Source organism: Shewanella sp. KT0246, from assembly GCF_019654955.1.
Lineage (GTDB): Bacteria > Pseudomonadota > Gammaproteobacteria > Enterobacterales > Shewanellaceae > Shewanella > Shewanella goraebulensis.
The window spans coordinates 1-25,375 of record NZ_BPEV01000046.1 but is presented as its reverse complement, the minus strand read 5'-3'; the positions used below and the strand labels follow the sequence as shown (position 1 = coordinate 25,375).

General features: G+C 40.3%; 19 protein-coding genes. 9 read left to right on the top strand and 10 right to left on the bottom strand.

Annotated elements, in window-relative coordinates; translation table 11 throughout:
* Position 1: 1 nt before the first annotated feature.
* Positions 2 to 697 (bottom strand): 4Fe-4S dicluster domain-containing protein, encoded by a 696-nt coding sequence (locus K5Q58_RS18145; protein WP_220755269.1) that lies wholly within the window; start codon positions 695 to 697, stop codon positions 2 to 4.
* Positions 698 to 1,064: 367 nt separating this feature from the next.
* On the opposite strand from K5Q58_RS18145, the gene K5Q58_RS18140 reads away from it, so the two are divergent.
* Positions 1,065 to 1,895, top strand: a complete 831-nt coding sequence (locus K5Q58_RS18140; RefSeq protein WP_220755268.1) for a sulfite exporter TauE/SafE family protein — start codon at positions 1,065 to 1,067, stop codon at positions 1,893 to 1,895.
* Between the two features lie 149 nt (positions 1,896 to 2,044).
* Here the strand turns inward: K5Q58_RS18140 and K5Q58_RS18135 are convergent, their stop codons facing one another.
* Complete coding sequence (locus tag K5Q58_RS18135; protein WP_220755267.1) at positions 2,045 to 3,094, bottom strand: methionine synthase; 1,050 nt, start codon at positions 3,092 to 3,094, stop codon at positions 2,045 to 2,047.
* Positions 3,095 to 3,186: 92 nt separating this feature from the next.
* Positions 3,187 to 4,164 carry a DUF1852 domain-containing protein gene (locus tag K5Q58_RS18130; RefSeq protein ID WP_220755266.1) on the bottom strand — a complete coding sequence of 326 codons (978 nt, stop codon included), beginning with the start codon at positions 4,162 to 4,164 and terminating at the stop codon, positions 3,187 to 3,189.
* Between the two features lie 549 nt (positions 4,165 to 4,713).
* Here K5Q58_RS18130 and K5Q58_RS18125 point away from each other — a divergent pair.
* From K5Q58_RS18125 to K5Q58_RS18110, 4 genes are all read left to right on the top strand, one after another.
* Positions 4,714 to 5,160, top strand: a complete 447-nt coding sequence (locus K5Q58_RS18125; RefSeq protein WP_220755265.1) for a MerR family transcriptional regulator — start codon at positions 4,714 to 4,716, stop codon at positions 5,158 to 5,160.
* A 463-nt stretch (positions 5,161 to 5,623) separates the two neighbouring features.
* Complete coding sequence (locus K5Q58_RS18120) at positions 5,624 to 7,915, top strand: heavy metal translocating P-type ATPase (protein WP_374758526.1); 2,292 nt, start codon at positions 5,624 to 5,626, stop codon at positions 7,913 to 7,915.
* A gap of 232 nt (positions 7,916 to 8,147) precedes the next feature.
* A complete protein-coding gene (locus K5Q58_RS18115) occupies positions 8,148 to 10,511 on the top strand; it encodes a hypothetical protein (RefSeq protein ID WP_220755263.1) in 2,364 nt (787 codons plus the stop codon).
* 236 nt (positions 10,512 to 10,747) lie between these two features.
* On the top strand, positions 10,748 to 11,083 hold the full coding sequence (locus K5Q58_RS18110) for a hypothetical protein (protein ID WP_259651389.1): 336 nt from the start codon (positions 10,748 to 10,750) through the stop codon (positions 11,081 to 11,083).
* Positions 11,084 to 11,260: 177 nt separating this feature from the next.
* Here the strand turns inward: K5Q58_RS18110 and K5Q58_RS18105 are convergent, their stop codons facing one another.
* Both K5Q58_RS18105 and K5Q58_RS18100 read right to left on the bottom strand, forming a co-directional pair.
* Positions 11,261 to 11,776, bottom strand: coding sequence for a thioredoxin fold domain-containing protein (locus K5Q58_RS18105; protein ID WP_220755262.1), 516 nt, complete (start codon positions 11,774 to 11,776; stop codon positions 11,261 to 11,263).
* Positions 11,751 to 13,868, bottom strand: a complete 2,118-nt coding sequence (locus K5Q58_RS18100; RefSeq protein ID WP_220755261.1) for a TonB-dependent siderophore receptor — start codon at positions 13,866 to 13,868, stop codon at positions 11,751 to 11,753. Before K5Q58_RS18100 ends, K5Q58_RS18105 begins: the two co-directional genes overlap by 26 nt.
* 392 nt (positions 13,869 to 14,260) lie before the next feature.
* Between K5Q58_RS18100 and K5Q58_RS18095 the strand changes: the two genes are divergently transcribed.
* Positions 14,261 to 14,935, top strand: a complete 675-nt coding sequence (locus K5Q58_RS18095) for a hypothetical protein (RefSeq protein ID WP_220755260.1) — start codon at positions 14,261 to 14,263, stop codon at positions 14,933 to 14,935.
* Between the two features lie 482 nt (positions 14,936 to 15,417).
* On the opposite strand, the gene K5Q58_RS18090 is transcribed toward K5Q58_RS18095, so the two are convergent.
* On the bottom strand, positions 15,418 to 15,867 hold the full coding sequence (locus K5Q58_RS18090) for a YHS domain-containing (seleno)protein (protein WP_220755259.1): 450 nt from the start codon (positions 15,865 to 15,867) through the stop codon (positions 15,418 to 15,420).
* 235 nt (positions 15,868 to 16,102) lie between these two features.
* Entirely contained in the window at positions 16,103 to 17,350 is a 1,248-nt protein-coding gene (nhaD, locus tag K5Q58_RS18085; protein WP_220755258.1) for a sodium:proton antiporter NhaD, read from the bottom strand.
* A gap of 506 nt (positions 17,351 to 17,856) precedes the next feature.
* Between nhaD and K5Q58_RS18080 the strand changes: the two genes are divergently transcribed.
* Complete coding sequence (locus K5Q58_RS18080; RefSeq protein WP_220755257.1) at positions 17,857 to 19,563, top strand: diguanylate cyclase; 1,707 nt, start codon at positions 17,857 to 17,859, stop codon at positions 19,561 to 19,563.
* A gap of 301 nt (positions 19,564 to 19,864) precedes the next feature.
* Here the strand turns inward: K5Q58_RS18080 and K5Q58_RS18075 are convergent, their stop codons facing one another.
* Together K5Q58_RS18075 and K5Q58_RS18070 are read right to left on the bottom strand one after the other, a co-directional pair.
* Positions 19,865 to 20,098, bottom strand: a complete 234-nt coding sequence (locus tag K5Q58_RS18075) for a thiamine pyrophosphate-binding protein (protein ID WP_220755256.1) — start codon at positions 20,096 to 20,098, stop codon at positions 19,865 to 19,867.
* A gap of 162 nt (positions 20,099 to 20,260) precedes the next feature.
* On the bottom strand, positions 20,261 to 21,133 hold the full coding sequence (locus K5Q58_RS18070; protein ID WP_220755255.1) for a LysR family transcriptional regulator: 873 nt from the start codon (positions 21,131 to 21,133) through the stop codon (positions 20,261 to 20,263).
* 328 nt (positions 21,134 to 21,461) lie between these two features.
* On the opposite strand from K5Q58_RS18070, the gene K5Q58_RS18065 reads away from it, so the two are divergent.
* On the top strand, positions 21,462 to 22,628 hold the full coding sequence (locus K5Q58_RS18065) for a BamA/TamA family outer membrane protein (protein WP_220755254.1): 1,167 nt from the start codon (positions 21,462 to 21,464) through the stop codon (positions 22,626 to 22,628).
* A 36-nt stretch (positions 22,629 to 22,664) separates the two neighbouring features.
* Complete coding sequence (locus tag K5Q58_RS18060) at positions 22,665 to 23,468, top strand: hypothetical protein (RefSeq protein WP_220755253.1); 804 nt, start codon at positions 22,665 to 22,667, stop codon at positions 23,466 to 23,468.
* A gap of 152 nt (positions 23,469 to 23,620) precedes the next feature.
* On the opposite strand, the gene traF is transcribed toward K5Q58_RS18060, so the two are convergent.
* Positions 23,621 to 24,829, bottom strand: a complete 1,209-nt coding sequence (gene traF, locus K5Q58_RS18055) for a conjugal transfer protein TraF (RefSeq protein WP_220755252.1) — start codon at positions 24,827 to 24,829, stop codon at positions 23,621 to 23,623.
* Positions 24,830 to 25,375 lie beyond the last annotated feature (546 nt).

Genomic DNA, 25,375 nt, shown 5'->3' with positions numbered 1-25,375 from the left:
GTTAGCGCTGCCATTGTTCGGTAGAGATAGTGATTAGCTGTTGATCTACCAATTGCTCTGGCAAACCGATATAAAAGATATTTGGCTCTGTTCCTGCATTAGCAAGAATCGTATAAAACTTATTGGATTTGAGGGTTTCAGATATCTGGCTTTTAGGATCGGATAAGTCACCAAATATACGGGCAGATCCTGTACAAGATTCCACACATGCAGGAAGTAAACCTGCTTCTAACCTATGGAAACAAAAGTTACATTTTTGTGGTGTTAAATGAAATTCGCTGTCCGCTATGCGTGCACCATAAGGACAAGCTTCAGTGCAAAGCTGACAGCTAATGCATTCATCATGGTCGATATAAACAATGCCATTGTCGAGTGATCCTGTGGCAGATACGGGGCAAGCATCAATACAAACCGGATTCGAGCACTGGTTGCATTGCATAGGAATACTAACGCTATTTTTAACGCCTGCTTCATCGAGACTGAGCTGTTTCACTGAAGTGCGCACTCGTCCCTCCGGTGTCTTGTTTTCAATAGCACACGAGACTTCACAAGACTTACAGCCACTGCAGCGTCGTACATCAATGACCATAGCATAACGTTTATTGGGTATTTTTTGATTCGCTAGTGCGCTATATGAAACTTGAGAGAAAAGAACTCCCAATCCCATGGTTTTTAATATGTCTCTTCGGTTTATCACTAGGTTTTTCGCTCCACAAAATTTGAGGGCGAAGTCTATTCATTGCCATTTTATATTAGCGTGATCTAACACACGCGCGGATCAGTAGCGAAAAACTTTCATTTATCATTGAGAGATGTGTCACGGAAATATAAATTTATATGCTTTAGGTGTAACAGCTTACTGGTAGTTTAGTAGCAAGTTGGTAACAAATGTAAGGTCGCAGCTTGAGGGAGAAGAGAGTTTACTGATTGTTCACTTACTAGAAAGAGCAGTTTTTATGTTGAATTCCACTCATGTGTTGATGAAATTTAATCAATTCATCAATCAAGTTTGTTTATTTACAATTCATTTAACTGAAACAATAAACAAATAGAAGTTGCCATTAATGAATATCATTGAACTTATAACAGCGAATATAACGACCTTTTTGGCCTTGGTGGCCACTGGCGTTTTCGCTGGAATTTTAGCGGGTTTGTTAGGTGTCGGCGGCGGGATTGTTATCGTGCCAGTGCTGTTTTTCTTGTTTCAAGGATTTGGCGTATCAGCTGAGTCAGCAATGTTAGTTGCTACTGCCACTTCGCTGGCAACCATAGTGCCGACCTCTATTAGCTCAATACGATCCCACCATCATAAAGGCAATGTGGATGTTCATCTGCTGAAAGCTTGGTTTGTATTTATTCTATGTGGTGTATTGCTGGGCAGTTGGTTGGTGACGCGTGTTGACGGTACGATACTGACAATATTGTTTGGGATTATTGCGGTGCTTTCAGCGCTTAATATGTTATTGAGAACGGGTAAGACTGCGCTCTATCATCAATTACCCGGTAAAGTTGGGCAAACGATGATGGGGACTTCGATTGGATTTTTCAGTTCAATGGTAGGCATTGGCGGCGGTACGATTTCGGTGCCATTACTGACGCTTTATAACTACCCAGCTCATAAGGCAGTAGGTACGGCTGCAGCGATTGGATTAATTATTTCGTTGCCTGCGGCGTTCACTATGTTGGTATTAGGCAGTACCCCAAGCGATGCGCCAGCTGGCACTTTGGGTTTGGTTAATCTGGTAGGGTTTATCTGCATTGTGCCGCTAACAGTATTATTTGCACCTGTTGGGACATCATTAGGGGCCAAGCTAGATGGAGCCAAGCTTAAGAAGGTTTTTGCTTGTGTATTGCTGTTCACGGGTGTGCGGATGTTGGGGCAGCTTTTTCTATAGTGTTTCTATTTAGGTTTTCTATTTAGGTTTTCTATTTAGGCCTTTTATTAAGGCATTTTATTTAAACATTACTTAGTCGATTTAAAACAAAGTGCTCAGGTTGAGCACTTTGTTTTATTTATCCGCTTTAACTTACTTTAGTCACTTTTCTAGTTGTTGGCAGCAAGCTCTTGTCTAATCATTGCAGCGCCTTTGCTAAGAGCATTCAATTTTCCTCTTGCGACATCACGTGATAAAGGCGCCATGCCGCAGTTAGTACATGGGTACAGCTTGTCGGCATCCACATATTTGAGTGCTTCACGCAGGGTTGCTGCGACTTCTTCAGGTGTTTCGATGGTGTCGGTGGCGACATCAATTGCACCCACCATCACTTTTTTACCTCGTATTAGCTCAAGTAGTTCGAGGGGCACGTGAGAGTTATGGCATTCTAACGAGATAATATCGATAGTAGACTGTTGCAGTTTAGGAAAGGCCTGCTCGTATTGGCGCCACTCTGTGCCTAAGGTTTTTTTCCAATCTGTGTTGGCTTTGATGCCATAGCCGTAGCAAATATGCACCGCGGTTTCGCATTTTAGGCCTTCGATGGCTCGCTCTAAACACGCAATCCCCCATTCATTCACTTCATCAAAAAATACATTAAATGCAGGCTCATCAAATTGGATGATATCAACCCCTGCTGCTTCTAACTCTTTCGCCTCTTGGTTGAGTATCTTGGCAAACTCCCAAGCGAGTTTTTCGCGGCTGTGAAAATGGTCGTCATAAAGGGTATCTATCATGGTCATTGGGCCAGGTAAGGCCCATTTAATGGGTTGCTTGGTTTGCTGGCGTAGTACTTTGGCGTCTTCAACAAAAACCGATTTAGGACGTGAAACAGCGCCCACGACAGTAGGCACGCTCGCATCATAACGGTCACGTATTTTAACCGTTTTTCGATTTTCAAAGTCAACGCCAGTTAAGTGCTCGATAAAGGTGGTCACAAAGTGTTGGCGGGTTTGCTCGCCATCACTGACGATATCAATCCCCGCTTGTTGCTGCTCATGCAATGACAAGCGCAGCGCATCGTGTTTACCATCAATTAATTCCTTGCCTTGTAATTTCCAAGGCGACCATAAGGCCTCAGGCTCTGCAAGCCATGACGGTTTCGGTAAGCTGCCCGCTGTTGATGTTGGCAGTAGGGGTGTTTGTGTATTTGTTTTCATAATAAATGCTGCAGAACCTTAAAGTTGTTTACGGGTGTTGATTGACGTCATCGCCTAATGTCATTGCTAAAATTAGTACTTAAAATGAGTACTTAAACTGCGTAATTAGCAGACCATTGGTTAAGTAATGATTGGTAAGGTTTGATGAAGTGTTCTTCTGCAAACTTGCCTTGTTTCACTGCTAACTTACTGCGCTCTTCTCGGTCATAAATAATTTGCGTGAGCGAGTGGTCTTGGTTTTTCAAATTAGGCTGATAGCAGTTTCCTGCCACCGCATTGGCATTATAAATTTCAGGTCGATAAATTTTTTGAAAGGTTTCCATTGTGCTGATGGTGCTAATTAATTCGAGGTTACTGTAATCATTCAGTAAATCGCCAAAAAAGTAGAACGCTAATGGTGCAACACTTTTAGGCGGCATAAAGTAGCGAACCTGTAAGCCCATTTTTTTGAAGTATTGCTCGGTTAACGATGACTCATTGGGCTGATACTCAAACCCCAATAATGGATGTTGATTACCCGTGCGCTGGTAGGTTTTGTTGTCTGACACACTCAGACAAATAACCGGTGTTTTTTTGAAGTGCTGCTTATAGGTATCTGAGTTCACGAAATACTTAAACAATTTGCCATGCAGATCGCCAAAGGTATCAGGGATACTAAATTGGCTTTGACCTTTATTATGCTCAGACAGTAAGACGCTAAAGTCATAATCTCGCACGTAAGATGAGAAGTTATTACCGACAATGCCTTCAATCCGTTCCTTGGTGTGATGATCCACAATATGGGTTTTCAATATCTCAATTGACGGGAAGGCTTGATTATTTCCTTCAATTTCCATATCTACAGAAATGATTTCAAGTTCGACAGAATATCGTTCGCCTTTTGGGTTATCCCAATAGGCGAGGGCATTAAAACTGTTATCGATCATCGTCAATGCGTTTCGTAAGTTCTGCTGACGACTTTCGCCTCTAGCCAAATTCGCGAAATTGGTGGTGATACGCGTATTGTCTGCTGGATGATAGTTCTCATCGAGGCCGACGTTTTTAATGGTAAAAGTGAAATCGTTTTTCATGATCTAGAATCCCTTATTTGTAATAAACCTATTTACGAAAAATGAGTGTATTGCTAACGCTTTGAAGGTTTTCAAAACCCTTTTGAATGTGTCCAATCATTAGTCTTCACAGTTTTTGTAAGCTGAGTTTGTTTTATACGTGTTTAGGTAGATGATGAAAATTGATTAAATTTCCGCTGCAACATGAGCGTTGTTCATGTTGGTTTTTCGCGTCATTTTCACAGCCAAATTAGTAGCCAACCCTATCGTTCAACCGATAGTCAAATTTGACCTCGATACCGATGAGAACCTTTTCAAATTAATCGTGAGAGTAGCTGAAGGTTATTTCTTTTTAGCGATCAATGAGCAGATAATGAACGGCTTTATGTTGAAAGAAATAACTCCGCAAAAGTGTTTTTCTGGCATAAATCAAAAAAACAATTTGACCTATGTGCTACACATAGGTTTTAAGATGAAGTTAGATTTAAAGTCTTGATGTCAAAATGCGTAGTGTTATTCGACGCAGTCATGTTCATTTTGTAGAGGTTTAAGTGGGTAGTTGAGGTAAATATGTTGACCACAGAAATTGCCAATTTAGTTGGTGTGACTCCTGAAACAGTGCGTTTTTATACCCGCAAAGGACTCATTATTGCGAGTCGCGATCCAAATAACGGCTACAAGGTTTATGACCAAGCTGCGGCTGATAAGCTGATGTTTATTACTCATGCTCGCAATATCGGCTTTAGCCTGAAGCAGATTGAGGAAATTATTGATTCTTCGCAAAGTGGTCAATCACCTTGTCCTACTGTTCGAGAAATGTTGAATAACAAAATCATTGAGACCAAGCATAAAATCGAGCAATACCAAAAGCACTTAGTGTTAATGGAAAATACCTATGCTGAGTGGCAGCTTGAGCCCGACATGACACCAAATGGTAAGTCTATTTGTTGTCTCATCGATGACTGGTCTGATAAACATCAAGTTAACTTCACTAAGGAGAAACCTAATGATAACTAATCAATTTTCTCTGCAGCTTAATGGATTATCTTGCGGTAAATGTGTTGCCAAAATGACGGCCGCATTAAAAAACCATGATGCCAATATCGTGGTTAATGTGAATCAAGCTAAAGACAAGGCTGAACTCACGACAATTTTGACCGCTAAGCAAGCCATTGAGCTGATAACCCAAGCTGGATATGAAGCTGCTTTATTAGTGGCTAAAACATATCAAACAGCCACTACGAATGTGTCTTGCCAAAACTGTGTTAAAAAAATTACCGAGGCAATAGTCGCACTTGATAGTCAGGCTGAGGTTGCAGTTGATATCGGCTTACAGCAAATATCAGTCAATTCAGTATTGACCTTGGGTGACATAGAAGCGGTACTTGTATCCCTTGGTTATAGTGGAGCTAAGTTAAACGAACAAGCTGAATTACCTTCAACAGTTAACGCTTCAGAGCCTAGCTTTGAACCCTCACAAATGGTTGAAAAAAATAAGCCCCCCGAAGCTGTAGAGTCATCGCAAACTGTTTCCCTAGCGCTGATTGGGGTGACATGTGCAAGTTGTGTCAACTCGATTGAAACGGCGCTGAAAGCTTTGGTCAGTCGTGAGTCGATTAATATCAACTTTGCAAATCGAACTGCGACAATACACAGTCAGCAATCAGCACCAAAGCTAATTAAAGCGATTCAAGACGCGGGTTACGATGCCACTGAAATAGTCAATCAAGATGACGCACAGGACGAGAAAACACAGCGGGAACTAAAAGAATATAAACGTAAAATTAACCAAAGCATTGTTGGACTTGGCTTAGGTGTTCCGCTAATGATTTATGGCTTGTTAGGTGGGCCAATGCATGTGAATACCGCAATCGAGCAAATTGTTTGGCTTGGCGTCGGTTTAGTCACTTTCCTTATTCTTTGGTTGGCAGGCAGACACTTTTTTACCGGCGCTTGGAAAGCATTTGTTCACCGTAATGCCAATATGGATACGCTAATTGCAATCGGTACAGGAACAGCTTGGCTGTATTCGATGGTGGTTGTTTTAGGTCATCAATGGCTTCCAGATAGCGCAAAGCATTTATATTTTGAAGCTACTGCCATGATTATTGGTTTGATTAATCTTGGCCAGGCGTTGGAGCTAAAAGCGCGGGGCAGAACCTCGGAAGCGATTAAAAGGTTGTTGGATTTAAAAGTCAAAACGGCGGTGGTGATAAGAGGTGATAACGAGCTTTCTATTCCTGTTGAACAAGTGGTGGTTGGCGATCGCATTCGAGTGCGAACTGGGGAAAAAATCCCGGTAGATGGCATTGTCATTGAAGGGCAAACCACCATCGATGAGTCGATGCTCACAGGTGAGCCTGTGTCTGTTAAAAAACAAGCGGGCGATACTGTGTCTGCAGGCACGATTAATGGTCAAGGCAGCTTTAGTTTTACGGCGCAAAAAGTGGGCGCTGATACTGTGCTGTCGCAGATAATTAGTATGGTGTCTAATGCCCAAAGCTCTAAGCCGCCAATCAGTCAATTGGCAGATAAAGTATCGGCTGTATTTGTGCCGGCAGTAATGATTCTATCAATTGTGACGGCTCTTGCTTGGTATAACCTTGGTCCACAGCCAACTCTTATTCATATGATAGTGGCGGCAACTTCGGTGCTGATTATTGCGTGTCCTTGCGCCTTGGGGTTAGCAACACCAATCTCAACCATGATAGGAGTTGGTAAAGCGGCTGAATTTGGTGGTTTGATAAGAAACGGAGAAGCGCTGCAGCGTGCCAGTGAAATCGATACTGTGGTACTAGATAAAACTGGCACCATTACTGAAGGTAAGCCACAAGTGACTCATTATCATGCTTTCTCGAATGAGCAAGATATGCTCACTATCGTGGAAGCTATTGAAAAAGGCGCTAACCACCCGTTGGCGCAAGCATTGATGGATTACGCCAAACGGCATTCAACAGATTCGACTCAAAGTTCAACTAGCAAGCTAGAAGTGACTGAGTTTGAGTCAATAACAGGGATGGGCGTAAAGGCTCAATGGGCTGACAAAACGATATTGCTCGGTAATGCAAAGTTACTGCTGCAATTTGGCGTTGTGATAGAAAAAGCCAATGAACTTGCTATGGAGTGGGAAACATCGGCCAATACGGTTGTGTATTTGGCCGTGGATAATCAGTTGAAAGCAATATTTGGTATCAGCGATCCTATACGTGAAGATACAGTCGAGGCGATTCAGCGTTTTCATCGTCAAGGGATACGAGTCGTAATGCTAACTGGCGATAATAAACATACAGCCAAAGCGGTGGCTGACAAAACCCAAGTTGATGCATATTACGCAGAGTTGATGCCGGACGCTAAACTCGATTGGATTAAGCAACTACAGGCACAAGGAAAGGTGATTGCTATGGTTGGTGATGGCATTAATGATGCACCTGCTTTGGCGCAATCTGATGTTGGCTTTGCCATTGGTGGTGGGACAGACGTGGCTATCGAAAGTGCGGATATCACTTTAATGCGAAATTCATTACATGGGATTTCAGATGTGATTGAAATTAGCCATGCAACGATTAAAAACATTAAACAAAACCTGTGGGGGGCATTTATTTATAACTCCATAGGTATCCCGATAGCGGCAGGAGTGCTATTCCCAATAACCGGTTGGTTACTCAGTCCAATTATTGCGGGTGCAGCGATGTCATTATCATCGATCACTGTCGTCACCAATGCTAATCGCTTACGTTTATATACACCAAAGTCAGCAATTCAAGGTCATTAGGAGGTTAATATGTGGGTAAATTTAATTGGCATTACGTTAATCATATTGATCATATGGTGGTTTTGGGGAAATAAAAGTCGATAATTCTAAGTAGTAAAAAGCGTATTGATGACTTACTCGTTTAAAGCTACTTTATAATTCTCACTGAACAATTGTTGCAGTCTTGTTAATTTTTTAGGCTGATGTATTATGCACCTACATACATGGATGTAAAACTTAAGTAGGACGCTAAATGCTTTTTTCTCGTATACAAAATTTAACCTTTTTGAGCTCAATATTACTATTATCAGCATGTGGCGGTGGTAGTAGCGGCGGTGGTGAGACAAATAATAACGAAATAGCACCGCAGGAAAACACCACATACCTTGTTTCAACTTTGGCAAGTGAAGGTGGGAGAATAGAACCGATTAGCTTCACTGTTGAAAGCGGTTCTACAGCCTCTTTTACTGTTATGGTCGACGAAAACTATATGATTACTAGTGTGTCGGGCTGCGGTGGTAACTTAACAGGCAATACCTATCTGACCGATGCAGTGACGAATACATGCGAAGTTTCAGCAACGTTTAGTTTAATCCCATCTACTGATGATGAAGCTCCCATTGTAAATGTGTTATTTCCAGCCAAAAATTCAAGAGCGAACGGCTCAAAAATTACCATTAGAGGCACTGCCAGTGATGAGGGTGGGGTTAAAGCTGTTCGGGTAAATGGAGAGTTAGCTAATATTGCAACTCAACAAGAAAGCGGATCAACGGGACAACTTGATGATGTAGTCAATGCTAAAGTCGATTGGCAAATAGAGATTCAGTCAGACATCGATGAAGATCTGGTTATCACCACAGAAGATGATGCAGGTAATATTGATGACATTGCTGAATCAATAAAAGTATTTAATGCGATAATCCCATCTAATTTTATTGTAGATAAAACCAATAATCGTTTAATCGGTCATTTAAATCCCACTCAATTTGCCATAGTTGATTTACCTACAAAATTCATGCATGTCATTAATGTGCAATCACTTGGCGAGTCTAACCCCTTCACCTATTACGAAAATCAAAATAGTCTTATTCATTCAGAGTTAATAGAGGAACAGCTTACATTATCGAGAATTGACGTAGCTTCTGGCGATGTTGAAGTTATTTTAAATCATGATTTACAACTCGACTCATCTAAGTGGTCATTTGCACATGTTAAATCACTCGTTATTGGCCCTGAAGCAGATGAATTATTCATATTACTGACTTATTTTCCTGTAGAAGGTGTTAACCAGGCACAATCCGTCATTATGAAACTGGATTTAAATACCAATTCTTTATCTACGATAATTGAAGGTCAAACCTTGTCAGGCAATTCAGTTTCAACAAGCGATATTGCATACACTTCCAAAGGGTTACTCGTTTTTAATAGTGCTTTTGGGGGGAATGATGATGGACTGTCCATTGTTGAGTTTGACGGTTCAGATAGTAAAGCTATCACGGGAAATCTAGGTATTACTTCAGCAAGTGTTGATGTTGACCATCAAAATAACACCGCTTATGTTGCTGGGTATAAAGGATTCAGTCGAATAGATTTAACGACAGGTGAGCATAGTGAATTCTCACTTGAAACAGATCAAGATGAATTGGCTATTTCTCAAATTCGTTCAACAGGGCTCGATTTATCAAATGATCAGTATTTAGTGAGGGATAGTGATTTAGATGTGATTGTGGCTGTTAATCTAACCTCAGGAACAAGAACTACATTTGCTAGTAATGGGGTAGGAACAGGCCGTGTCATGATTGCTCCGAGGGAGTTATCTTTAGATAGTGCGAATAATATTGCTTATATCGCTGATGACGGTGGAAACTCACCTGGGTTTATTTTAGCAATCGATATGGAAACTGGTGATAGAGAGACTGTATATAGGTTTGAAAATGAATATAACTATATGATGAGTGGCTTATCATTCGATCCAGCGACGAATATTTTGTATACGTCGATTAATAATCAAGTTTTGGCTATTAATATTGAAGATAAGTCTAGTGAAGTTATTAGCAGCGCCTCAATAGGGAGTGGTGTATTTTTCAGTGGTATTACTGATGCAGTGTTAGATAAGACTAACGAGCGAGTTTTAGTTGTTGATTACCATGGAGAAGCAGTACTTGCTGTTAACCTATCTGATGGCTCTAGGGCGATTATTTCTTCATCTAATTCGGATAGTCTTGTCGGCGAAGGCATTAGTATTTATGGGATAAGTTCAATTGCGTTAGATGAAGCTAACCAGTTGGTTTATGCCGCTAGTCAAGTAAACAAGAATATTATTAGCATCGATCTTGCTACAGGCAACAGAAGCTTATTATTAAATTCTTGTGAAGGAGAGGATTTCGTTGATGACGGCTTAAATCATATTTCATTCAATAAATATGATAACTCACTGCTATTCGCTAATCGTGTCATTAGCCAATTTAATATTGATGATAATGTCTGCAAATACTCATCGCTTAGTTTACCTTTCGATCTCGAGCAAAATGAAAGGGGACAAACTTTCGCTAATGACTTTAACAAGCTATATCAGATTGATTTAGCCACCAATGAAAAAGTGATACTGTCAAAGTAGAACACTTGTCTTCGCATTGAGAAACACTTATGAAAATGAGTGTTTCTCTTGTATCTAAAAGTATTAAAAGACTGGCACTGCTTTTAAGCTAATTCTCAGATACGTTTATTACAATTACCGTCTTATTGTGTATTTTACTCGTTAAAGAGGGACTTGTTATCAAGGATACAACTCATTCAACCACATCTGCTAAGTCTCGCAAGCCTTTAGTTGTTGTCGGTGTTATTGCATCCATAGTGATTTTAATAGCTGTGGTATTTAGTGTATTGCCGAAAGGCTTTAAAACCAGCCATGAAGATATTGGTTCTGGTAAACCTGTATTAGTGTTTGTTTACGACCCTAACCTTGCGGTAAGTAACAGTCAGACCGAGCAAATGAATACAGCTCGCGCGACGTTAGGTGATGAAGTGTCGTTTCTTATTGCACGAATTGGAACACCTGAAGGCGACCAGTTTATTGCTAAGTATCAAGCACGACCAGCTGAACTGTTAATGTTTGAACCTGCCGGCAGCTTGACTAAAAGACAGTACGCTTTAATGCAAGCCAACGAGATTATGCACTGGGTTAAGTAACCAAAGTTCAGGCTAAGTCGCTATTTTAGGCTGGTTACTATTAGGTGAATTAGGCTGGTTACTAATAGATGAGCATTGACTTTATAGTGCGAAATATAACAAAAGCATAGATATATAAAATGGGCAGAATGACATCATTCTGCCCATTTTATATTGGTAATGACTAGAACCCACATGCTACTTAAGTGCACATTCACCTTGGCTGAGCTCGTTGGTTAATTTACGTAGCATGGTTTCTGAGGTAAAACCGCGGCGTTTAGCCAGCACATTACCTTGGGTATCGAGCACTAAAGTGGTGGGGAACCCCTTAACACCGCCACTTTTACGGACGAACATTTTATTGCTTTGTTGTGATGGTATATCAGCTGAAAAATGACGTAATTCGCGTTTAAGTTGGCTTTTAGAGCCTTTATCGCCGACTAAAGTAAAGTGGACGCTATTGCCACATTCGCCTAATAGCTCGGTGATAATTTTGCCCTGATTTTTACACCAACTGCAATCAGGTTGAAAGTACATCAACACGGTAGGTTTTTCTGCATGGTAACTGACCGAGGATTGGCTGGTGCGTAAATCCTTTAACTTGATTTGCGCCACAGATAAGTCGCTGCTGTTTGTCGCTGCGCTAGCAGTGTTACTGACAACAAGTGTTGTCAGTAACACTAGGCAGTTAAAGCTTGCCTTCAACGCCAACATAAAACTCTCGACCGTGAAGTGGACCATAGATGTAAGCTACGTCGTAACCGCCATCGGCGTCATAAAACAGTGGTGATTCACCTTCTTCAATTTGGGTGTAGTTAAAGATATTAGATAAACCGCCATAGACCTTGATGTGACTGGTTAAACTGTACTGTACTTTAATGTCCGATACGGTAAAGGCTGGCGCATCTTGGCTTTTAAGTGAACTTGGGTCACCTTTGATATCGTAACCTTCATAACCATATTCGGTTAAATCACGCTCACCAAACCAAGTGGTATTCCAGAAGACTGTAAAGTCATCCGTTTTGTATTCAAGCTCAATACCTGCACGCGTTTCAACGGGTGCAATAGAGTAAGATGAACGGAATACATCGTTGTAGTCAAAGTATTCTGCGCTGGCATTCACTGTCAGCTCATCGGTCAGGCTATACCCTGCAACTAAATCAAATGTGGTAACTGAAGCATCTTCATCAAGTTGTGAAAGAACCGGTACACCATCTTCATTTTCTTGTAATGAGGCAAGGTTTTGTACGTTCGAGTGAGCGATAGAGAAAGTACCGGTTAGGGTGCCTGCATCGTAACTTAACGCATAGTTAGCCGATAACGACTCTTCTAATGAGTCGACTTCGATTAAGTAGCCTTTTTCTGAATCTAGTATGCCGTGGTCGGTTTCAAAGAATGATAATGGCGCTCGGTAACCTCGTCCTGCTGATAGGCGAGAAGTCCATGTATCGCTATGGAAGTAACGCATGTCGATACGAGGCGCGACAAAGGTTTCATCGATTTCAGTACCAGGCTTTTTCTCATCAACAAAATCAGCTGTGACTTTGTCTACCCTTAATGCCATCGCAATTTCGATATCGTTAGTTGGCGTCCATGTATCTTGGATGAATACACCTTTTACATCGTAATCGAATGAGTCACTTACGTAAGCCTCTACTTCATGCAGTGCATCGGTATGTGAACGCATTTCTTCAGTGCGGATGTCTGCGCCATAAGTCAAAAAGTGGTTATCGCTGATTTCAGTATCAAACTTGGCGCGGAAATAGTACATGGTGTCTTCAGCGCGATAGTCTATGCCTTCATAAAAGGAGTCTTGCTCATGTTTGGCATAGCTGACAGCAAATTCAGATGTAGTGTAATCCGACAATTCACTAAGTAGCTTGATGTAAGCTTCATCACGATTGGTTTCAATCCATTCAGTGGTTTCCCATGCTTTACCAATGTATTCGTTTCGGACATCATCACCGACGAACAAGCTTTCAGATTCAATCCCGTCGTAACTGCTAATGGCCTCTGAAATCGAACCCACATTATCGCCTACTACTGGGCCGCCAAAGACTTCGCTGCGCACTTTAGCAATACGAAGATGGACATTGTTTGAATCATTTAAATCGTGGCTGACTAAAGAGCTGATAGTGTAGTTTTCTTGGAAAGGGGCTTCACTTACGCCGTTGTCATCATGGTCTTCTTGATCTTGTTTGTCGTACTGACCAATTAAGGTGATACCTGTTTTGCCGTCTTCAGAAATACCTGTTGCCATACCTTTCATGGCGGTAAAATCGTGTGATCCTTTAGCGATATCTACAGAGACTTCGTTTTCATAGGCTTGCTTGGTTACAATATTTACTGTGCCACCAATGGCTTCAGGTGCAATTAATGATGCTCCTGCACCACGTGCAATTTCAATGCGGTCAACACCCGTTGTCGAAATCGCATCTACAGCATAGTAGCCAGAGATCATGGTGTGTGTTGGTAAACCGTCCACTAAAATCGTGGTGTGTTCGCCCTTCATACCATTGAGCATGATGCGTTTTACGCCACACATAGAACACTCATTTGACACGTTAACACCAGGCTCATTATTAATGGCATCGGTTAAACTTAAAGCATTCTTATTTTGAATCATCAGCTCATCAAGCACTTCAGTTTTTTGGATGACATCTTTCAATCTTCCATCTTGCTGTAGTTTTTGACGAACGCCTCTTACCTCAATTTTTTCGATTTCATCTGTAGTTACTTCTGTTTCAGCATGTGCTGAAAAGGTGAGTGCGCTTAGCACTGCCGCTGCTAAAATTGAATGCTTCATAGTTGTCAACTTTTGTGATTATTAATGGGTCAGTTGTTATCTGTATGTCGAGCTTGTTAGATTTGTTGCAATACTATGGCGACGGTATTAATGATGCAAACGCAAATGATTATCATTTGCGGTTTATGTGGGGAAGTGCACAAAAGCTAAGATTTCACCGCGTGATAACTGATCTAGATCAATAAAAGTTGTGATTGATTTTTGAGGTGACAACTTTCAAATGACATATTTGAAATGCCTCTGCTTGGGAGTTAGAGCGCTTGTATCAATTTGTTGCGGTTTAGGTCGCAAAGTTGAATCATGCTTAGGATTGTGCGCGGTGTAGATCGGGAGAATACTGTAAAATATTGTCTAATTATTAAAGAGTTAATATTTATACTAAGGAGAAAGAGGTGCAAGATCGTGGGATAGTTGAATACTTTAGATGGTTATTTTTTATTGATAGAGCTGTCAGTCTCTCGGTATTTAATCTTGTCGTCACTACGGTGCTTATATGGGGATATACCAGTGTATATATTATCTTCAACTATTTTCCGCAATTTCATTTAGCAACTGAACAAGTGCTATGGGTATTGGGCTTGTACTTTGTTGTTGTGAGTTTTGGTTTTTGTCTTGCCTGCAAGTCTGATAAGCCATTATTCAGTTTTATTGGTTACAACTGTATGACTATAGGTAGTGCACTGTTTTTTAGTTATTTCATTCCTCCATTTGGGATCCCAATTATTTCGCAGACTATTGGTTTTATAGCTGTTGTATCACTACTAATGATGTTGATGTTAACGAAGTTTACCGCTGTTTTTGAGTCTTTTTTCGCCATGCTTTTCATGGTGATGAGCTGTGTCGCTATTACTGAATTTGGCTGGTTTGTTTTTGAAGGGGAATTCAAGTCAATCTGGCACTTTGTTGGGGCTTTTATGTTTTGTGCTTTTGTGGGCTATCAATGGAAGCAATATAACACTAAATTCGAGACATTAGATAAAGCGATAGATTTTGGTGCAGGGTTATATGTCGAAATTGTACTCGCAATTTTCAGGGTGCTCGCGGAGTTGAATGCTAAAAGAACGTAATGTATAAGTCGTATTTATTAGATTTATTTGCATTTAAATTCAACAGTCTAACGGTAATATTTACCCTGAGGGTTTATTGGTTAAGGTCCTCTTTGTAACATACAAAGTGCTAATCTATTAACAGAAGTAATATCACTTATGTCGAGTATTAAATGATCTCTAAGCATTAGATTGAGAAGGCGGGTAAATTGATATAACGGCTTTATGCTAACCTTATTTCAAGGTTTGAACTTAGCTTCACCAATTTTAAGTTAACTCTCAGATACGTTTATTACAATTACCGTCTTATTGTGTATTTCACCCGTTAAAGAGGGACTTGTTATCAAGGATATAACTCATTCAACCACATCTGCCATTGACTTTACGGTGCAAGAGATAGCAAAAGTGTAGATATGTTAAAGGGGCAGAATGATATCATTCTGCCCCTTTTTATCTTGGTAATGATTAGATAATTACTAGGCTTGGCTATAACAGGTTTAGTGTTATTTTGTGGTTTTCTTTAGCCAATATTCGTCAGCTTCTGTAATAAATTGGTCTCTATTTTCTAGCCAATTCTCTCGCACGCTCAAGCTATAGTTCAAATACAGTTTGTCTTCAAAAACGGTAAAGGCTTGGGGGTCACTGCTGACCACAAAACCGCTGCTCATAGCATAAGCACAGTAACCACCATATTGCGGCATGTATCGGTCTGGTGACTGCTCAAATTGCTGTTGATGTTGCTTAGTGGAAAATAACCATTGCGAACCTTGGTACTCTGTTTGAAACTCTGCGTTACCTTTTACTGCCTTATTATCAGTAAAATAAGCCACCACATCATAACCTGTTACAGCATAACCTTGGTCGTTATAAATAGGTTTGTCACTCAAACTGGTGCAGCCGATCACAGTAAGTGACAGTATTATCGGCAGCATTAAATTGATCAGTTTTCTCATCTCATTTCCTTTGAAGCTAACATATTTAAACTGCAACTTGTTATTAGTCAGTATTACAAACGGTTGGTTAAAATGTGTTAACTATAAATCTGTGGTTATTGAATGAGACCTAATGAATGAGAAAAACCTTTCAAGCAATATCATATATTGACGTTATTAACTCAAACTATTGTAAAGTGTAGTAAGGCGCATATAGCGCCTTTTTAGGTATCGGATATTGCGCAATAGTTTACTTCTAATTGTGTAGATGATTTGCTAAAAATAAGGTTAACCCATAGCCAACGCTATAACACAGCAGCAAAGCGGGAACGAATTTAAGGTATGCCACAAAAGTCAGCTCTTGCACCTTGCTCATGGCAATAATTCCCGCCGCAGAGCCAATCACTAATAATGAACCACCTACTCCGACAGAGTAAGTCAGCCCTAACCATTGGGCTGTACTTAAGGCTGGATCTGCTTTTAACAGCGCAGCAGTTAGCGGTACGTTATCTAATACTGCCGAGCCAACCCCTGCAAAAAAGTTTGAAATACTTGGGTCATACATTGAATAAACTTGAGTTAGCAAATCTAAGGTGCCAATTTCTTTTAACATGCCGACTAGTAATAGAATCCCTAAGAAAAACAATAATGTGTCATACTCGACTTGGCGAATATATTCTAAAATCTGCACTTCTTCGTCTTTGGTTTTGCTGCTCCTACCCACTAAAAACATAACCGATAATCCAGCTAAAAAGGTTAATACAGGTGGAATGGCAAACAACACATTAAGCACCATTGTAAGGAATATCGTCACAAGGAAAATCATGCCAATAACAATATCTATCGAATTGAATGATTGTTTAATAGGTGTAGTGCTGACAGTGCCTTTAGCATTTAAAGAGAATATGACTGATAGCAAAAATACGCTGATGGTTGCAGGGATAAACAAGACTAATAACTCTGAAATATGAACTTTTCCTGCTAAGAAAATCATCAAGGTGGTCACATCACCTGTTATTAACGCTACTCCGCCGGAGTTCACGGCAAAAATAATCAACACAGCCATACGACAACGCATCTGATTATCGAGATTAAAGGTGGTTAATAAGCCCAGTGAGACTAACGTTGCAGTGACATTGTCACAAAATGTTGAAAGTACAAGCGCGAATGCCCCCACTTGCAGCATCAACATTCTGACAGATACCTGCTGTGGAAATATCTTTTGTACTAGTACTTGGATCATGCCTTTGGCATTGAGGTAAGCTACAAAAGTCATTGTTGACATTAAAAACAGCCATAGCGTGGCTATTTCCAATAGATTTTCATTTAATTCTTCTGAGATTATCGCTGTTTGTTCGGGCGTTTGTGCTGCAATGAATAGCGTAATCCAAGAAACACAGCCTAAAAACAGTGTGGTTTTAGCCTTATTTATATGGGTAACTTCTTCAAAAATAATACTGAGTAAAGCGATAACGGCAAGGGTGAGCAGAAAGATTTCTAGCATAACGGCAATTCCAACGACTTGTTAATGACATAACGGTTTGTCACGAATTTAAGCTAGCTCAACTTTAAGGTTCAATTAAGCTTTCTTGTGTGGGCGGATCACATCACATAATCGCTAGTTCTGCAATCTAGCTCACTTATTTAGGCTGTTTTAGGAAATAAAAACTGCTGTTAACAAATTGAGCTTCGTCAATCATTGTTTGCAGCAGTTTATGCTACCTATTGTAAGTCAGGGTTTTAACGCTTTGATTGGTCGGATAATTTGGTGATGTAGTCTACTGAATGACGGTTTAAGAGAGGTAATTTTCTAAATTAAAATTAGTGACTTTCTTTTTTCGTTTCAGATATTGTCTATGGTGCATATCGAAGATTTTTTTGTTCAGTGATATTATAAATCATAACAATAATTTCACATTGGCCTATATGCCCAAGCTTAGCGACTTAAAGAACAAAAATAATACAGCGCTCCGCAATAAGAACTTACAGTCTCTATTGATGGGATTGGTATTGTTTTTTGTTGTGTTAATTAGCCTATTAAGTTTTTCAGCGAATGCTGACACTGTCGATATACCAGGTTTCCAGCAAGGCAGCTTAGGTAAACATACCCAATATTTTAGAGAGCGAGATGGAACCGTTTCAATAGACGATGCCATTAAACGTTTTGAGTCTACTAGGCTTTCTCATGGGTCTAGTAATTCCATTTCCTTAGGTATTGATGTTGCTCCCGTATGGATGTCATTTAACATCAACAATACTTCAAACATGTCAGCTTCCTATCGCTTATCATTGGAAACCCCTTGGATCGATTACATTGATACTTGGCTGATCAAAGATGGTGTTGTGGTGAAGCATATTGCTGGTGGTGATGCTTACCCTTTTGAATCAAGACCAATGCAGTATCGCTTCTATGCTTTTGAACATGGTTTTTTGCCTGGTTCAACAAAGGTGATTATGCGAGTTGAAACCAAAGGGCCGATGGCATTACCTGTGCAATTTAGTTCAGTTGAACAAGCGATACAAAGAGATATTACCAGTGGTTATCAATATGGCGCCCTATACGGCATTATGGGGGCTTTAGCGCTATATAATTTGGTTTTATTTGGATTTATTCGTCAAAGGGAGTACGGCTTATACGGCTTGTATTTATTGGGGTTTGTACTCAATAGCCTTTCATATACCGGCCAATTGCATACCATTATTACTTACGATTTAGGTGCCTACTTCCAAGATTGGTTAGACATATTTTTGATGATTACCTATAGCGTAGCAGGCCTTCATTTTGCTCGTTCCTTGTTGGAAACCAAACAGTATGCGCCAAGGCTAGACCGATTTGTTCTGCGTACTACGCTTTATATTCCTTTTGGTATGCTCGTCGGCTTTATCTTTAACCAACTGTTTTTCTCGATGGTATTAGCCTTTATTTTAAATACCTGTTTTGTCGTGCTGTTTATCGCTATGGGCGTAAAAGCCCTACAAGCACAAAAGCCGTTTGCAGTCATTTTCATCTTATCTTCGGTCACAGCTGCACTATGTATCACTATTTCTACCTTAGCTGTAGCCGGTGTTTTAGTGCCTTATAATGACTACACTTTTAAAGCAATTGAAGTGGGTATGGCGTTTGAGGCCATTCTATTAGCCTCTATTTTGGCGCGGCAATTTAGGGTTGCTCAGATTGATAAATTAATCGCTGAAAAATATGCTCGAACAGATCCGTTAACAGGATTGAATAATCGTCGAGGCTTTCAGGAATTAACCCAACCAATTTGGCAGAAAATTGTGTTTGAACAGCATAATGCTTCGTTAATATTGATTGATATCGATCTCTTTAAAAAGGTGAATGACACCCATGGTCATAGTGTTGGTGATGAAGTACTAAAAGTGGTTGCTAAAGCGTTGGCTGATACGTGTCGTGATGGCGATATAGCAGCCCGTTGGGGCGGGGAAGAGTTTATCGTGTTTTTACCTGACACCTCACGTGATAGCGCCATCATGCAAGCTGAAATAATAAGAGAAGCAATAGAAAACATCGAATTCTCGATCCTTGAACTTTCATTAAACTTAACAGCCAGTATAGGGGTTGCAGGCTCTGTGGCCAGCCTGTTTGAACAACAGCCACTTCATGTGGATATCTTCGAGCCTATGATAAGACAAGCTGATAGAGCCTTGTATATCGCTAAGCAAGATGGGAAAAACCAAGTGAGAGTGGTGAGTTAACAATTTATCTTACAGTTGATGATAAGTGGCCGAATATAAATGACGCCCATTGATGATTTCTGGCCGCCATTAGATACCGTTAATTCCAGTACAACTGAAGGGGAATGCTCTGCCATTACAGGCTGATGTAGGGACTTTGATCGTTATTAATGCTGTAACAATTGACTAAAACGTAGATTGAAGGTTGCAGAGTCATTAGGGTCTAACATCACTCGAACAATGTTGACACCTTTAGGTTCTTTTAATGCGTTAAAAACCTCATCCATTTCTTTTTCAGAATTGGCTACATAACTATGGATATCTACACCTTCGGTGCCGCCAAGGGCTTCGCCAAGTTTTTCATTTTTGCATAACCGTCAGCTGCGTATGTACCGTTAAGTTCATTGCGTGGCATGACGTGCTTCACGCCATGGTTGCCATCTAAAATCTCATCAAAAAATGGCAGAACATAATCGCCGGGGATACCAAAAACATGATTAGTGTTAAGTTCTTTTAGGCGAGTCAGGATGTAAGTGGCTAATGTAATCTGTTGCATGATGTTACCTCGAGTATTGGTTTAACTTGGTGCGTTGTTTGTGTGAGGTAATATTAAGCAATGACCAAAATCTTCTATATAGCGTATTTCGAGCCTGCCAATCTCAAAAATGAGATTGGCAGTTTGTAGTGAACTAAATAGGAGGAAGCGAAAGGAGAAAAGTTATTTAAAGGCGTTTACGATGGCATCCACAACCGCTCGTTGAGCTGCTGATTGTAATTGACGGCTTCGATATAGAAGTGAGAATGGAACTGGTGCTAATTGGTAGTGCTCAAAGATACTGACTAAGCCGTTGTTATTGGGTGGCAAAGCATACAAAGGAATAATGGCATAGCCTAAGCCTTCTTTAGTGGCAGCGATCAACATCTCCGCGTCCATTACCGTGAGCTTGCGACTCGGCTGAATTTTAAATATCTCATTGGTGCTTTTATTGGTAATGGGTAATGAAGGGTGAGAAAGCGTTGAAATATAAGGCAGGTTGTTAAACTCGGCATTGGAGATTTCATCTTTATATTGCTGTGCAAACTCTTCATTGGCAAAAAAGGCGAGATCGAGCTCAATGAGCTTTCTGGCAATTAAGTTACTTTCAGGTAATTCACCATTGACCACTGCAATATCGACATCATCAGTTAATGCGGTTGAATTAACAGAATGCTTAAGCTCGACACTGAGTTTAGGGTTGTCTTTAAGCAAAGTGAGAATAGCGGGGTGGATAAATTGCCTATAAAAAAGCTTAGTGGTCGAGATAACAATATGACCGCTGAGTAACCCTGAGTCATCATTAAGTTCATCGACAGTATTGGCTAACTCTTCAATAATACTCGCTAACTTTTGGTAATACTTCACGCCTTCATTAGACAGTGATAATTTATTTTTATTACGAATAAATAGCTGCAGCCCTAGGTTTTCCTCTAGCGACACAATCCGTCGACTCACCGTTGATAAAGGTAAACGGGTTTTCTCACTAGCTCGTTTCATGCTGCCATATTTTGCAACTTGGCAAAAAATATAATAATCATCTAATTGAACTTTCATAAGCAATTCCTATCTATCCCTCTTTCAAGATGCTCTATTTCTTAGGAAATTAAAAGTGGTTTCCCGATAACCTTGTTGACGAACTGGCAAAACATGCGGTTTCATTTTGGGTATCCGTCATTGCTATTTCTGGTCTGTGCCCTCAGCCTTATGGCGGTGAAATGACCATGGCCTGCTATGGCGAGTGTAGAGCAGGCTTATTCTGACTAGTTGGTGATTGCTAACTTAAAATAAAATTAATTGTTGAAAATCTTGGGAGTGGTAGAATGCGCTCGACTAAGCCGTGTGGCTTCATTCCCATTATTCTTCATTTCAAATTAGAGCTATTATGAAACGGATTTTATTACTCAGTTTATTTGCTTTCTCGAGTGCTGCAGTAGCAGTTGAACCACTATTTGATACACCTAAAGATATGGAACCCACTTGGGTCGACGATATCTTGTCTGTATTTGGCGCAGATGGTGAGTTTGATGACAGTAAACCGATTGATATGAGTTACTTACCGACAGCTTATTACACTCCTGAGAAAAAGTTTGGCGTTGGACTATTAATGGTCGGTTTATATAAAACCGATGGTGCGAAAGCGGAAGACCAGCCTTCTTCATTGGTGTTAAATTCATTTATTTCAATGAACAACTCCTATGGTATTGAAGCTGAGAATATGACGTTTTTCAATGGTGGCAAACAAAGGTTATTGCTCGATCTTGAGTTATATAATGAAGCCGCTGTCTATTATGGCCAAGGTATCGAAGACGGTAATATCGATGCTAACCATCATGAATATGAAGAACAGGCATATAGCTTTAAACCTCGCTGGATGACCGAAGTTGCTGATAATTACTTTTTAGGTATTGGTGCTGACTTTACTTATGCAAGTGCTGATAAATTGGAGTTAGTGGAAACAGGCGCGCCTGTTGATGAAAACACCTTACTACCGAGCAACTTTAGTTCAGGTGTCGTGGTTACAAGTATTTATGATTCACGTGATTACCGTTTAAATGCCACCCAAGGTTGGTTATTTCAAATTGACGCTGGTTTGTATCAAAATAGCGAATATTCAACGTTTTCAACTTACAATGTCGAAGTTGCTAATTATATTGATTTAAGCTCAACTTCAATTTTAAGTAATGCACCAGGTTTAATCGCGTGGCAAGTACAAGGTCATTTTACCAGTGGTGATGTACCGTGGAATTTATTGCCAGATTTAGGTGGCTCAAGTGCGATGCGCGGCTTTATTAAAGGCCGTTACCGTGATGAGCAAATGATGATGGGCCAAGTTGAATATCGTTTACCTATTTTTCAGCGTTATGGCATGGTTTTTTGGGGCGCAGTAGGCAGTGTTGCCCCGAATGTTAGCGACTTAACTGAAGAGCTTTTAGCATCATACGGTACGGGCTTTCGCTTTAAAATCAAAGATAATATCAACTTACGTTTTGATGTTGGCGTAGGCGAAAATGAAACGAACTTTTACCTTAATGTAAACGAAGTCTTTTAAGGACTTTGTTTAGTATTTCAGTTGGGGATCTATGTAATGATCAATGTGGCTCGGTTATCAATTAACGTAACCATAGCATCACTATTATTAATGACAGTGAATGCATTCGCTACTGAAGTGAAGGCTATATCAGTGTCTGTAATTGAGCCAGTTATTGAGCCCATTACAGAGTCAGGAATAGAGTCTGGTATTCAACAGTGTAGCCGAACATCTCATTATGATATTTACCTAAGTGGATTACATACTGGCACCATGAAAAGAACCGAATCTTGGCAAGGCGATGAAGCTGTGGTGACGTCAGAAAGTGAAGCCAGTATTTTAGGGATTGGTACTCAATACAATCAGCGCGCCGAATTATTTTGGTCTGATGAGACAGATGAATGGGTTACTGAAAAGTTTCACCAGCTGGTGACAGGCTTTCGAGCAAGAGATATGAAGGTCGAATTTAGTCAAGATGGCCTCAGTTCTGAAGTCGATATTGACGGTGACAAAGACCAATACGAATCAAGTCATATTCCGCTGCGAGATGTTGATACCTTGGCGATTCAAATGCGTCAGTTTTTACTACAAGGTCGCAGTCAATTTGCTTTGATTAGACAGGCTTCAGATGCAATAGAACCGTATCAATTATATGTAAAGCCTGCCATCAAGACCTCAATTGCCCCATGGGGGGAAATCAAGGTTATTCCTGTTGAGCAATCCGGTGCTGAAACCGTGACGTATTACTTTGCCCCTGATATGGACTTTCAGTTGGTGAAAGCCCGCTATCATGGCTTTATTTTGCAAGGCGTGATTGAGATGAATGCGTACACTACAACGTGTGAACCTATAGTGCAGTGATGAGCTGTTTTTAAGAGCTAATTTTAACAACGGTTAACAACTATAGTTATGAACGCTAGCGTGCCTTTCAATGATTTGGCTCATGTTGATGTGATAATTGAAAATAAGCTGAGAGACCCTCAGCTTATTTTGCTTTATTTACGTATGGCAGATTAGAAAGTAAAACCTGTTTGCAGTGCAACTCCCATACTATGCTCGTCGCTGTAGCTTGCGGATAAGTCAAAATGGAACAAGCTGAAGGTAGATAACCCGATACCAGCAGTAATACTGTCGTCAGTATTATTGGTTAAATCCATTTGATAACCCGTGCGTAATTTTACCCAACTGTGCGGGAAAAACTCGATTCCGATGGCGGCAATTTGTTGATTATCCTTATTGGCATCAAATAGTGTCGATGTCCCATCAATTTGGCTGTATCCCTCAGACTCATTTAACTGCACATCAATAGCGGCAACCATGTATCGGTTTTGATAGTTGGCGCTCACAGTGTAAACAGGGCTTACTTGATACTGGCCTTGTACCCCTTCGATAATTTCAGTGTCGTAGGTATTTTTAATTAGGTTTTTACCAACAAAGCCGAAGCCATAACCATCGTTGTGCTGAAAAGCGATACCTACATCAAGGTTGAAATTACTGTCATCATTTTGGTAACGGTCGTCATCCCAGTCATCAAACTCAAAATTTTCAATGTCGGTAATGTAATTGATCGTATTTACCGTTTGGTATTTAGGTGAAACGCCATAATAAAACGTGCCAGATTCAAACTGTTGTGATTGAGCTAGACTGACCCCGATTTCAGATACAATGACGCCCATCGTTAGCGCTTGAGAGTTAAGATCTTGGTTAAGAATATTACTTGGGTCTAGGTCGTCATCTGCAATATCAGCAAACACTAAGGCATCAGCATAAGCTTGAGCAAAAAGGTTCACCGCTACTAAGTTGGTTGGAATGGCGATGGCAAGTTGTGTGCCCACTTGTACTTGAGCATAGTTACCTTGGATTTTCTTAAGCTGGTCAACCACAACTTGGGCGTCTGCTTCAGTAGGATCGGTTAAGAACTTAAAGTCATCGTAAATATCGACAAAGTCTTCAACATTATTGATGAGATCGCTTGGATCATTTGCATTAACCCCAATTGAAGGGATTAATAATCCCACATGGTCGTTATCTTCAAAATTTGCAGCGAGTGCTGGGTTATGAAATGGGGCAGTAAGAAAGTCAGCACTGCTGACGCCCACGCCGCCCATAGCATGTGAGCGAGCATCAAAACTGTGGCTGTTTGCTTGAGCTGAAGACGTAAAGGCCGCAACGATGCAAATCGGTAAATACCTAAGTATATTTTTAGGAGCTATTTTAAGCATTTTAATCCTGTAACATTATGATATAAATAAAATTTATTTTTATTATTGTCGAGCTGGGATAGTATCAGGTAATGCAGTTTAAGTTATGATATTTTGAATAAGTTTTGTTCATTAAGAGTATGTTTTTGTTAAATTTTGTATCATTGAGATATAGCTCTATATTCCTTTTTCTATTGCTGAGACTTTTATCTGCTTACTGCTTACTGCTTACTGCTTACTGCTTACTGCTTACTGCTTACTGCTTACTGCTTACTGCTTACTGTTCTTTTTCACTTTAATTTCTAATAACAGCCATAGCCATAGCCATAGCCATAGCTCAAAGGACCAAAACCAATACGTTATTAACGTGAGTGCGCCGACATGAATACTTAGTCAAAAAATGGGGGGATGAGTTAAATTGTTAACTTTGGCTTGTTGGGTGTGAATTATTGGCGCAGCCACTGAAATGTGGTGTTAAATATGTTTATTATGGCTTTTAAGCTTAAGCTTTGTTTTAGTTGTTATTTCCGAATTGGTTATAGATGGCTTAACTCTATATGGGTATCT